Raw genomic sequence first — 11,910 nt, 5'->3', positions numbered from 1 at the left:
AGACAAAATATAGATTTTGTCTTATATACTTATGAAATCAGTCTTAATTGAGATAACTGCTTTACATGTTCCTCACCCGTAGAGAGCAGATAAATGCGAGTTGTTTCTATACTGCTATGGCCCAGAATATCGGCAAGTTTTACCACATCTCGGCATATTTTATAGAACTCTCTTGCAAATAAATGACGCAAATTGTGTGGAAACACCTTGTCTGCTGCAATCCCCGCAGCTTTACACAGTGCTTTCATCTCCGCCCAAATCTGCTTTCGCGACATCGACTTTCCGTTTCTGGTCAGAAAAATCTGTCCCGAAACGGTTTTTTGCTTTCTGGCATACTTTAACAGCTTACGGCATAGTTTATGCGGCAGTAAAATGACGCGAATTTTCCCTTTGAGCGAGATTTCTGTCCGTCCTGTCTTAGCAGCCTCCACTGTCAAATACTGCACCTCAGACACACGGATTCCGGTTGCCGCGATCGATTCCAACAACAGGGCAAGTCGCTCTTTCCCTGTTCCTCCGGCAGTCTCTACCAATCGCTCGTACTCCGACCGGGTCAGCTCGCGTTCCTGACGACGGAACAACTTCCTTTGAATGCGCAAAGTTCGTACACGGCAATCAGCTCGATCGATAAAGCTCAAAAAGCGATTGAGGGCAACAACCATCGAATTAACAGTTTCCGGCGCATAGCCATCAGATAAAAGTTGCGCTTTCCAATCTGAAACCTCATTTTTATTCAGCGTTCTCTGTTGCAGCCAGCTTAGAAACTTGCGCACATCGCGTAAATATTTTTGCGTTGTCCCCTCGCTGCGTTCCTCTTCTCGAAGGTGGTCAACAAAAGCTAACAATTGATTTTCTCTATCTCGCATGACGATCTCTCCTGTTTCATAAATATGAACTTATTATATCCATTTTATTAAAAAAATCGAGCTCATGCAGTATTTCAAATACATTGTTATATATTAAAGTCCAATTCAATCTGCGCGCATACTATGATAGTGAGCCCAAAGGAAAGTTCTCCGGGTTCTATTTCTTATACCCTCTTACAAGTCCAAAATACCATTGCACCTTGTGATGTATGAGAAAGCGAGCAAATATTCATCCCGCTAAGATTGATCGACTATCAAAATGCACTGATAACGCGGTGAAAGACATTTGTAAATATTTATCAAAAGAAATGCAAAGTACGCAGCGTAAATACGACTAGTATCGTTATAACTTTAGCAATAGCATCAAAATGTTCAAGTGCCCTCTGCTCATAAACTCAAGTTGAACACGTCTAACAAGGTTGATATTGTCAGAGCGCACCGTATTAGTTATTGCACATCGATAGATAGTTTTAACAACTATCCGTAGTCAGTTGACTCTTTCGCCCCCTGTAACCGCAACGACAACCTTATATTTTACACGCAGCAACAGCCTACTCCTAATTCACACCGAAGAGATTCACGTAAAATTTGAAAAATTGTGATATAACGTTTTATCAGACAAACAAAAAAAGAGAGCTAATGCTCTCTTTTTTGCTCCCAGTCCTCTGCATATCACATTTAGACTCACTTTCGCACGGATAAATCAAATTTTCCCTGTACGGATAACTTCTTCATATTCAGGGGTGGATAGAACATCACCGGATTTTTCTGTAGACAAACTAGCTGCAACCGAACAATCTGCTTCAGTTCTGATTACCCTGACATTCCATCGACTTCCCAATCTTTAGCAGCTCACACAATGCAATCACGTCCATCGTTTAAAAGATACGAATGCACCAGCAATTTGTGTACGTCTTTCCGGGCATGAGATGAATCATATCACTTTTGCATTCAAAATCTTCAATGACATCCTGTCGTGCCGGCAAGGATGTCCACGGCTCAATGCAGACATAAGGCGCATCTGTCTTGGGCCAATGCCAGATTCCCAGATAGGGCATGTCCGGATAAGTCACCCGAACGCCATGTACAGAGGTGCGAGAGCGCAGCGTCACTTCTCTGGACATGTTTTTCAAAATAATCGCGTCTTCGTCAAACAAATCATGCCGCAGAGGAAGCAGTTTGCCTTCGACCAGCGGATATGCCTGATCGTGACCGCTCAGGTAAACTTCGGGCGTAAAGCCGACTCGATCGGGCTGGCAGCTACCGGTAAATTCCAGTACATAATCGGTGAACTGCTCACCTTCCTCCAGCGGTACACGAAATCCCGGGTGCCCACCGATGCCAAAGCACATCACTTTCTCACTGTGATTTTCGACCTGATACGAAATCTCAACACGGTCTTCGACCAGCTGATAAGTAATGGCAAGCGAAAAAGAAAAGGGATACTGCTTATGTGTTTCCGGGTTATCGGTCAATTCCAGCACAAGCCGGTCAGGGTCATGGGTGCGGCAAGCAAATTCCTGCTGTGCCGCAAAGCCGTGAATGCCCATCGGGTACTCCTGTCCCTCATACCGATAACGATTGTGAGTCAGTCGTCCAATGAACGGAAACAGCACCGGTGCACGGTCAGGCCAATACGCCGCATCGCCCTGCCACAGATATTCCCGTCCGTCCACAGTCTGCAAGTGCATCATCTGGACGCCCAGAGAATCTACCGCTAAAAGCAGCTTGCTATTTTGAATGGCATAAAGCATAGCAGTCCCCTTTACTTAGCTGCGGGATACTCATTGCACAGCAGACGATACGGCGGCTCGTCCTCCTCGATTGCAGGGAAGCGTCCAACCGGCGGATTGAAGCGATTGTCCGTATTATCGTCGTTGCACTGGCTCACCTCGGCCAGCAGCACACTGCCAGTACCCGGCTCTACGTTAAAGTCATGGTACATGTACTGCTGGATGTGGATGGACTCGCCAGGCGTCAAACGAATGACGCTGCCAGCCGGCACCGTATAAGTACGGCCATCCGTATGTACGGTGACATCGGATTCGTAGTCAATCTCCTCGTCAGGCAGACTGTTATAAACCTTAATCAGTACATTTCCGCCGCCGCAGTTGATGATATCCTCGGTTTTATACCAATGGAAATGGTTGGGCGAATACTGGCCTTCCTTCAGATACAGCAGCTTCTCTGCATATACCTTAGGGTACTTGTCTTTCATGTGCTGGTTGCCGTTTCGAATGGTAATCAGCGAAAAGCCAATCTTGTCAAAGTCACCCATGCCGTAGTCGGTGATGTCCCAGCCCAGCATGCAATCTCTGACTTCGTCATATTCATGGCCGATGTCCTGCCACTGCTCGGGCGTGAAATGGCAGAACGGCGGCAGCTTGCGGCAATACTTCTCGCACATTGCTTCCAGCTCTTTCAATGCCTTGTTGATCTCCGAACGTTTCATAGAAAATTCTCCTTTATCCAGGTAGTTTCAGTAGACCGATACATGCAATACGCACGTGAAACAAATTATATAAACAAATACCGTATATGCCCTGTTTATGGCCTTATTTTCCCTTAGAATACCCTTTTTATGTTACAATTGCAAGGCCATTAAATTTGGCTATATTACATAGTTTTTAGTCGTTCTTCTGTGCCGAACTCACGTGCCGCCTGAATCAGGGCTTCCATATTTTCCGGCTTGGTATTGGCACCGAGTGTACAGCCTGAACTGAGGATAATTCCGCGTCCCTTGGTCGCCTGAATAATGGACTGCACTTGACGACGCACATCCTCCGGTGTACCAATGCACATGGGTTCACCGCAATTGATATTATCCATCAGCACCACGTCATCCGATATCACCGACCGTGCGCAACCCATATCGGTCGTCCTATTTCAAAAAAGAAGAGTCCCCATATAAAGGCCTCCATGTATTAATCAAAGATGAAGACAAGCATCTGTAAGTCGATCTCATTATTCGAGAAAAACCGGAAAAGGTCATAATCCAGCCGTTCGAATCATCTAATCCGATCCAACTGGTATTCTCGTACTTCAATGACTCTATCTTCTGGCTGGTTAAGTCATTGTGCAGCCTGGATGAAAAGGCCACCTTCAAGACCTGGACGATGATGGAAACCATTGTTGGTACCACTGGTTTTGTGGTTGCACTCATCATTTCTCTCATTTTTAATCGGATTCAAATACCAATCCATCCTTTCACCACCCCGTCTGCGCATTCTACATGGGCGGAGTGATTTTTTATCCCTCTTTTTGTTCCAATCCAGCAGATCTTATGCACAAAAAAACTCCGATGCCGCACAATCGCACGACATCGGAGTTCGTTTGCATTAAGAAAGAGAGAGTTTACATTTTTATGTGGATAAAGAGAGAGTATGCTGTTCCTGAAAAAAGATTATATGGGTTTATACGGTATCGTTTTCCTTCTTTTGTACTTCTGCGAGATGCTCTTCTGCATTCTCAATCGTAACAATCGTTGCGGGAGATGCGATGAACTTCTCAGGAGTCTTGCCTTCCAGTGCTTCGACCGCTGCCTGCACGCCACGGTAGCCAACGTCATAACCGTCAACTGCAACCGTCATGGTTTCTTCACCGTTGAGGATTGCTTCCATTGCAGCGGTATTACCACCACATCCGCAGAAAATAGTGTTTTCGTAAGCGGGGTTTCCTTCGACAACGCGCTTCGCTGCGATTGCCATGTCATCGTTGTTGGCAAAGATAATCGAGACACCTTCAGGGTGATTCTGTACGATGGCTTCCATGCAAGTTACAGCCTGATCGGCGGTGGAGTTCGCATATTGCAGCTCGTCCATCAGGAAAGTGCCGCCACTTGCTTCAATACCAGCTTGATAACCCTTCATACGTGCTTCAGATGTGGAGTCGCCTTGTACGCCTGCAATACCAATTGCCGTGATCTCCGTCCATCCAGCTTCCTTAGCAGCTTCTACCGCAGCCTTACCGCCGAGTTCAGCCATCTCTTCGTTATCGAAACCAACAAAGCTCAAAACCTTATCGGAATCAACCTGCGTATCGATTGCTGCAACAGGAATCGATGTGTTTGCGATCTGATTTGCTACACTGTCGGCCTGTAACGGAGCCACGACCATTGCGTCGGTATCAGAGGCATTGAGCGTGGTTTCGATGATCTGAATCTGCTCTTCGTAAGCAGTTTCGGAGGTTGCACCCAAAACTTCAACGTTTACGCCGAGATCACGGCCAGCCGCTTTGCAGCCGGTCTGGACATACTGCCAATACTCAGAGGCAAGCGTTTTCAGCACAACCTTGATCGTCATGTCCGAACGATCTTTAGTCGTCGTTTCGGTGGCTGTCGTGTTTTGGGAATCGGCTGTGGAATCTGTGGTGGTTCCTCCGCCGCATCCAGCGAAAGAGCCGATCATAAACATACCACTGAGGACTGCTGCGAGGACTCTTTTTTTGCTCTGTTTCATTTCTCTTTCTCCTTTATACCACCTTTTGGGTGTTAATATTTCAGACAACCAAGCATATCCACGACTTGCAGCCGCGCATATTTGGTTTATACCTGCTGGTTGAAGATAATGAATGCATCAACCAAATACCTTAGCTGCACACTCACGGCAAAGATCGGTCCATTTTCTAAGGCGGCTGGGGTCGTTCTGGATGGTATGGGTGTCCTTGAGGATGATCTCAAAGGCCGTACCCTTACCGTCCTGCATCAGCTTCATGGTGTAATCCCGCATGAAATCCTCGTCCCAGCCACTTGTAACATAAGAGGGATTGGGCTTGCACGAGAAAATAGCCTTCATGCCAATCTGGTCACGCATGGAACGGACATCTGCCCACGGGGAAACCGAGATTCTGCGAATGTTGGGAATGGTCAAAACATCTTTGAGCTTGTTTTCCAGATTGTCGCAGCATCCGTACGCCGAAAGTCCGAAATTCGACAGCAGACGCTTTTCATAATCGATGGCGAATTCCTTAGTCATCTCGGGAGAGACCGAAACAAATTCCTGCGACTCGGCATACGCCCACAGATTTTTAAAGGTCAGCTTTTCACCCGGCGCCGGAGCACTCAGATCGTGGGTGTAGCCATAGCCGCCCGTTCCATTATACTGACAACCATGGTTCATATCCAGAAGACCCAGATCGAGCTGCTGCTGATACAGGTTGAGATATCCCTTTTCCAGCACAGCAAGGATTTTGTGCATCTGCTCGGGATAATCATAGAGGTCGTACAGGGCATTTTCATAGCCGCGGATTTTGGTGTAAGTCTCCATCCAGGAAAATGCAATGTAGGTGTTGCCCGTCCAGTGTACATCCAAAATGTCTCCAAGCAGCTCCTGGTGAATCTCCAATTTTTCCTTGGAGCCAGCTTCATCATAAATCACCCGAGGCGCAATCAGACGAGAAGCGATATCTTCATCTTCCATGTCATCATCGCTGATGAGCGGCTCAAAGTGCGCTGCGGTCTCGTCGAATGTGTAGTCGGGGCGCCAGAAGGGGTTGATGGTGGAAATCGTCGGGACGTGTACCGATTCGTTGGTAAAGGCGTTGTGTGCTGCCTGTCCGTCTAGCGTCCAGCCGGTGTCGGACATCAGTTTGCGGCAGTCCCAGCGCAGTTCAGCCGGTACATCGTCGTTGATGACCTCGGCACGATAGATACGTGCACGCAGTTCCCACTCGATTTCTCTGGCCGCTGCATCCTGACACTCCAGACTGTCCGGACGGATCACCTCGCGCCATGCACCCTCAGGCGAGCAATCGATCACCGGCTGATCGGTCTTGAGGTCGTTGTGCGCGTACCATAATTTTCTGCGCTCTTCCATAATTGGAAGGTTTGCCAACTCTGCCAGCCGCTTAGCAAGATCTCGAATGACGGCTTTTTCTTTTTCTGTAATCATGTGCCACTCCTTTTCTCTAGCAGTAAAATAATTTATATTGCTTTTATTTTTGCAATGCCGTTCCGCAAGTATAATTTATTTTGCGCAATGTGTATAAGCTTTAAAATCCCATGCGAAAAGCATTAAATTTAGAAGCTTTTCTAAAAATCATGTATTTTGTGAAATTATTATATCATTTTTAAACAAAATATGTTAGAATAGAAACATCATAAACTAGCACAATCCAAAACATTCTTTATTCTCATTGTGCAATACTTATAATTTTGCTTTCTCCCGCTTGTGTTGTATGACCATGAATAATTTATTTTGTTTTTTGAGGTGATCTTGTGATTGCATACCAAGAACGTGTGAAGGCGGATTCGTCAGACATAACGATCGCACAGTACACAGGACCTGTCTTACCAGATCGTATGGCATCATTGCATCGGCATAAATTTTGTGAGATTATTTTTATATCACAGGGATACGGCGAGCTTTTTTATTGCAGAGAACATATTGTGCTGCTGGCGGGAAGTCTGGTATTTATCGCACCAGAAGAAGCACACGCAGTATCTCTTCGAACAGGATGCGAAGCTTATACCTGCCACTTTGATCGGAATGCAACATCAGAAAAGCTCAACCGATTGCTCGAAGATCGTGCTCCGATCTCTCTAACCGAACATCATCCAGAGTATATGTTATCATGGACAGACGGAGATTCGCCGCCTGATAGCCAGAGGCAATCGAAATACAGTCACCGAGTCCAACTGCTCGGCACCGATAAAGATCACATTCTTTCAATTTTGCAGGCACTTGAAGCCGAACAGAACACGCAGGACGTGGGATATCTAGGCATGAAGCAGTGCTACTTGGAACAACTACTGATTACGTTAAACCGCATTCTTGAGGGACAGTCTAAAAGCACGATGGACTATCACTCATGGAAGGAAGATATGGTCAATTCAGTTTTGAGTCAGATTGAGGCAGATATCACTATTCCATTTGATTTTAACGCCTTTGCGCAGAGTCAAGGCATTACGCCGACCTACTTTCGCTCAATTTTCAAATCCATTGTCAATATGTCACCAATCGATTATCTAAATCATGTGCGGATTTCAAAAGCGCTTGAACTGCTTCAGGTCACCAATCTATCGATATCAGAAATCGCCAGTCGTGTAGGAATCTATGATGCAAATTATTTTTCGAGACTATTCAAAAAAGTGACTGGTTATCCACCTCGTTATTTTAAGTCGATTCCCAATCAGGAGGGTATGTTATGAGAAACTTTGAAATCGGTATCTTACCGGAATCCACCTGTTTTTCTTTTTCACCAAACACCGAAGCAAAGGAAATCTTTCTGTATCCAACCATGTGCGGACATTACTTCTGCACTGCGGAATACTATATCAAGCGAAAGCATTTCCCCAGGCTGCTGCTTGTCTATGTGTGCAGCGGTACGCTCTACCTGGAATTATCAGAAAAAAAGTATCAGGCCAGTGATGGTCAGATTCTGCTATTTGACTGTACACAGCCGCATCACTACTATGCAACCGATGCATTGGAGTTTTATTTTCTGCATTTCGACGGAGCACAGGCACATGAATTGTGCCGATATATCAATCGTACGAGCGGTCTGGTCATAGACGGACCGAACAATGAAAAGGTGCACGATGAGCTGCGCGATCTGATCCAGTTCTATGAGGACAATAACAGCGAAAGTGTAATGGCAAGCTCAGGACGCATTTATCGGGTTTTGACATTGTTGGACAATCCGGTGATGTCTCCGCAGCTGCAAAAGCATGGCGATGCGATCAACGAAGCCGTGCGATATATTCGGTCTAATGTGGGCAAAAAAATAACCCTACACGAGCTGGCCGAGCTATGTGGGTTAAGCGATTACTATTTTTCGCATATTTTTAAAGATATTACCGGATTATCACCGAGCAACTTTATCACATACTCACGCATTGATCAGGCAAAATCACTTTTGTCCAGTACATCTCTAACATTGCCGCAAATCGCCAAACAGGTTGGCTACGCCAACAGCAGCAACCTCATTGTACAGTTTACCGACCGTGTCGGCTGTACACCTCAGGAGTTTCGTGTCCAACATCAGGGAGATGAGTGGTCTTGAGCAAATCTATGCGAATCCAAAAAAGCTTACGCACAAACAAAATCCTATGCCGCGTTTTTCTATAAAAATCCTCTCGGCTGCAATCTATTTTCCAATATTACAGAGACTGTTGCTATCATTCTATTGTTTTTATCCAAACCGAAGCACAAAACCGGACACAGAGCTATATATTCTGTGTCCGGTGTTCTTTTTAAGAGATTTCCCTTGATATCGAAACCTTTATTTTATCGCTGCAGCAATGTCGCAGCTTTTTCTTTTTATTCTTTCTCAGTTCCTCGAATCTGGTCAATCCGATTTTGCAGCGTGTCCATTTGTTCTTTCACATTGCCAATCAAAGGTGCACCAATGATATTCCCTTCCCGATCTACAATGTAAGTGGTCGGATATCCGGCAATATCGGCAATAAATTCTTTATAAAAATCATTGTCCGGATTGGGCGAGATATTTTGATAGGTCACGCCTTTTTCCTTTAAAATGCTCCGAGCAAGGTCCAACTGTTCCTGACTCTCTCCAGAATCTGCTCCCACACCAATCAAATTGATATTATCTTCTTTAAAATCTTGGTACATCTCTTCCAATTCCGGCATTTCTGCAATACACGTTCCGCATCCATTGTTCCAGAAATTGACGATGGTGACATCATACTCTGCAAAAATATCATTGGTTATGGTATTGCCTTCCATATCGGTCTCTGTAAATTCAGGGAATGGCGTTTTTGAAACCAACTCCTGCTCTTGTGAACCACAGCCCGCAAATAAGGCGGTACTCATCACCAAAACCAGAAAGAGACAAATAATTTTTCGCATATTTTTTACCTTCTTTCAGTGTCCGACTTCATAGAAAATGTTTTTGCAATTGCCTGGTGCGGACAGGCTCGAATACAGTCTCCGCACCGAATGCACTCTGCGTGGTTTGGTGTACGAAACACATCCACGTCCATTTTGCACACCCTGCTGCAAGCTCCACAGGATGTGCACCGATCTGCATTGATGTGGAATCTATAAAGGGATACCTTGTTAAACAGTGCATAAAATGCTCCCAACGGACAAATCCACTTGCAAAACGGACGATAGAAAAATACCGCGAGCATAATAACTCCCAACAGAATGCAGCTTTTCCAGGTAAATAATTCTCCCAGGCTGGCACGAATACTCTCGTTTGCGAGGGACAGCGGGATACCGCCTTCGAGAATGCCGGCGGGACAGATATGTTTACAGAAAAACGGATCACCCAATCCTACCTCATTCACGATTGTCATGGGAAGGACGATCACAAACACCAACAAAATGCCATACTTGAGATAGGTGAGCACGTGCAGCTTTTTGGTGCTGAACTTTTTGGTGGGAATCTTGTGTAGCAGCTCCTGAAACCATCCAAACGGGCACAGAAAACCACACACGACTCGCCCGAGCAGTACGCCGATGAAAATCAAAATGCCCACAATGTAATAGGCAAAATGAAATTTCGACGAGCCGATCACGGCCTGCAAAGAGCCGATAGGACAGGATGCAGAGGCTGCGGGACAGGAATAACAGTTCAATCCCGGTACACAGACACCTTTGAGACTTCCTTTATAAATTTTTCCCCGGAAAAAATTCAGAAAAAACGGATTGGAAGCAAGGGTTGCCGCCAGTTGGATTTTCCACCTATGTTGATTCTTAGCCAATGCCGACACACTCCAAACACAGATTGATTCCCTTGCTGAAAACCGTATCCGCTTCACCTCGCAAGACACCAATTCCAATCATCACAATGGCAGCTGCCAGAAAGACCAGCGGTGCTTTTCGCAGACTGATCCCATCACCGCCATCGCATTTCCTTCGTCGCTGCTCTCACCGGTCATTTCCTTCTGCATGTCCGCAAAGCTCGCCGCGGAGTTTGCAAGCTCCTCAGCTTCCACAGCAGAGAACCATGCCGAATAGAACGACGTATTGACACACCAGCAAGCCGTGTTGGGCAGTCCCTCTATCATCCCAGTGTGATTTTCCGTGGCACTTTTCAGCGAATCATTGTAGCGAATCACAGGAAACGGCGCGTCCTCAAACAATTCATTTCCATCTTCGCTTTTGGTGCATACCAGAATTTCCGCACCGTTTTTCTTGATACCCTCATATCCATTGACCAAAGCCTGATAAAAAGCTGCTGCATCCGGGTCGTTCGGGTCTACAAACGCAAACAGGGTAACACCTCCCATGTTCTCGCGGGTGAACTCTTCCCCAGACAGCGTCGTGGTCGTGAACGCGCCAATGGCACCAGCTTCTGTCTTACTGCTGGCCGGGACGCTCCGCTGTTCCACGTACGTGTCTGCCCATTCCTGCGTAACCCAACCCTTATCCACTGCATCCTCCAGAGTCAGGCTTCCACTCTCAATCGCCTGCTCAACTTCATCCAAACCAGGTGTCTGATTGCCGCAGGCTGCCAGAGAAAATGCGCAGACCATCGCCAAAAGAATTGCTGCCAATCGTTTCATAAAAATAACTCCTTCTGCTGTTTGATTTGCAGAAGGAGTATAGCACATCTCATATAAAGCTGCTGTTAAGATCGAAAGGTAATTTCAAATATACTGCCGTTGGGATGATTGGGCAAAACCGAAATTTGCGCGTGATGGCGCTCTAGTGTCTTCTTACACACCGCAAGTCCCAAACCACTCCCACCGACGGCACGGCTTCTGGATTTGTCTACGCGAAAGAACGGTTCAAAAATCGCACTCCGGCAATCCTCTGGAATGCCTTCGCCTTGATCGGCAACCTGTACCCGCACGCAATCTTGTTCCTTTTGAGTCGTAATACGAACCTGTTTGCCCGCCGGACTGTATTTCACCGCATTTTCCAAAAGATTATAAAACACCCGCTCTAACAGTCGATCTTGTCCCAAAACATAACAATCTGTCTGCTCAATCTGAATTTCGATTGTTTTCTCGTCGGCGACACTGGACAGCTCTTCTGCTACATCACAGAGCAGCGGATACAGCGGAACGGGCGTCATTTCTTCCAGCGGTAAATCCTTGCTGAACCACAGCAAATCTTCAATCAAGACGGACAGG

14 protein-coding genes are annotated in these 11,910 nt (G+C 46.2%); 3 read left to right on the top strand and 11 right to left on the bottom strand.

Annotated features, from left to right (window positions below; genetic code table 11):
- Positions 1–29: 29 nt before the first annotated feature.
- The 4 genes from B5F17_RS12920 to B5F17_RS12905 all read right to left on the bottom strand — a co-directional run bounded on the left by B5F17_RS12920 (position 30) and on the right by B5F17_RS12905 (position 3,737).
- A complete protein-coding gene (locus B5F17_RS12920) occupies positions 30–866 on the bottom strand; it encodes a tyrosine-type recombinase/integrase (RefSeq protein ID WP_087374441.1) in 837 nt (278 codons plus the stop codon).
- An 878-nt stretch (positions 867–1,744) separates the two neighbouring features.
- Positions 1,745–2,620, bottom strand: a complete 876-nt coding sequence (locus B5F17_RS12915; protein WP_087374439.1) for an aldose 1-epimerase family protein — start codon at positions 2,618–2,620, stop codon at positions 1,745–1,747.
- Between the two features lie 11 nt (positions 2,621–2,631).
- A complete protein-coding gene (locus tag B5F17_RS12910; protein ID WP_016148429.1) occupies positions 2,632–3,318 on the bottom strand; it encodes a D-lyxose/D-mannose family sugar isomerase in 687 nt (228 codons plus the stop codon).
- Positions 3,319–3,482: 164 nt separating this feature from the next.
- Positions 3,483–3,737, bottom strand: a complete 255-nt coding sequence (locus B5F17_RS12905; RefSeq protein WP_087374437.1) for a uroporphyrinogen decarboxylase family protein — start codon at positions 3,735–3,737, stop codon at positions 3,483–3,485.
- Between the two features lie 203 nt (positions 3,738–3,940).
- Here B5F17_RS12905 and B5F17_RS15350 point away from each other — a divergent pair, with 203 nt between their 5' ends.
- Positions 3,941–4,111 (top strand): GntT/GntP/DsdX family permease, encoded by a 171-nt coding sequence (locus B5F17_RS15350; protein WP_407922595.1) that lies wholly within the window; start codon positions 3,941–3,943, stop codon positions 4,109–4,111.
- Between the two features lie 168 nt (positions 4,112–4,279).
- Here B5F17_RS15350 and B5F17_RS12895 read toward each other — a convergent pair whose 3' ends face one another.
- Together B5F17_RS12895 and B5F17_RS12890 are read right to left on the bottom strand one after the other, a co-directional pair.
- On the bottom strand, positions 4,280–5,323 hold the full coding sequence (locus tag B5F17_RS12895; RefSeq protein ID WP_087374435.1) for a sugar ABC transporter substrate-binding protein: 1,044 nt from the start codon (positions 5,321–5,323) through the stop codon (positions 4,280–4,282).
- 117 nt (positions 5,324–5,440) lie between these two features.
- Positions 5,441–6,754, bottom strand: coding sequence for a hypothetical protein (locus B5F17_RS12890; RefSeq protein WP_087374433.1), 1,314 nt, complete (start codon positions 6,752–6,754; stop codon positions 5,441–5,443).
- Between the two features lie 410 nt (positions 6,755–7,164).
- Here B5F17_RS12890 and B5F17_RS12885 point away from each other — a divergent pair, with 410 nt between their 5' ends.
- Together B5F17_RS12885 and B5F17_RS12880 are read left to right on the top strand one after the other, a co-directional pair.
- Positions 7,165–8,013 (top strand): AraC family transcriptional regulator, encoded by an 849-nt coding sequence (locus B5F17_RS12885; protein ID WP_143287745.1) that lies wholly within the window; start codon positions 7,165–7,167, stop codon positions 8,011–8,013.
- The gene (locus B5F17_RS12880) at positions 8,010–8,867 is read left to right on the top strand and encodes an AraC family transcriptional regulator (protein WP_087374429.1); all 858 of its coding nucleotides are present in this window, start codon (positions 8,010–8,012) and stop codon (positions 8,865–8,867) included. Before B5F17_RS12885 ends, B5F17_RS12880 begins: the two co-directional genes overlap by 4 nt.
- A 257-nt stretch (positions 8,868–9,124) precedes the next feature.
- Here B5F17_RS12880 and B5F17_RS12875 read toward each other — a convergent pair whose 3' ends face one another.
- The 5 genes from B5F17_RS12875 to B5F17_RS12860 form a co-directional block, all read right to left on the bottom strand.
- A complete protein-coding gene (locus B5F17_RS12875) occupies positions 9,125–9,673 on the bottom strand; it encodes a TlpA family protein disulfide reductase (RefSeq protein WP_087374427.1) in 549 nt (182 codons plus the stop codon).
- A gap of 5 nt (positions 9,674–9,678) precedes the next feature.
- Positions 9,679–10,533, bottom strand: a complete 855-nt coding sequence (locus tag B5F17_RS12870) for a 4Fe-4S binding protein (RefSeq protein WP_087374425.1) — start codon at positions 10,531–10,533, stop codon at positions 9,679–9,681.
- Positions 10,526–10,615, bottom strand: coding sequence for a CD1871A family CXXC motif-containing protein (locus B5F17_RS15255; protein ID WP_456236535.1), 90 nt, complete (start codon positions 10,613–10,615; stop codon positions 10,526–10,528). The genes B5F17_RS12870 and B5F17_RS15255 overlap by 8 nt, the downstream gene beginning before the upstream one ends.
- Positions 10,615–11,337, bottom strand: a complete 723-nt coding sequence (locus B5F17_RS12865) for an LptM family lipoprotein (protein WP_087374423.1) — start codon at positions 11,335–11,337, stop codon at positions 10,615–10,617. Before B5F17_RS12865 ends, B5F17_RS15255 begins: the two co-directional genes overlap by 1 nt.
- 65 nt (positions 11,338–11,402) lie before the next feature.
- Positions 11,403–11,900 carry a sensor histidine kinase gene (locus B5F17_RS12860; protein ID WP_087374421.1) on the bottom strand — a complete coding sequence of 166 codons (498 nt, stop codon included), beginning with the start codon at positions 11,898–11,900 and terminating at the stop codon, positions 11,403–11,405.
- Between the last annotated feature and the right edge of the window lie 10 nt (positions 11,901–11,910).

The sequence above is a fragment of the Butyricicoccus pullicaecorum genome (assembly GCF_002160355.1).
GTDB classification, from domain to species: Bacteria; Bacillota; Clostridia; order Oscillospirales; family Butyricicoccaceae; genus Butyricicoccus; species Butyricicoccus pullicaecorum.
This window is presented reverse-complemented; position numbering and strand designations above follow the sequence as displayed.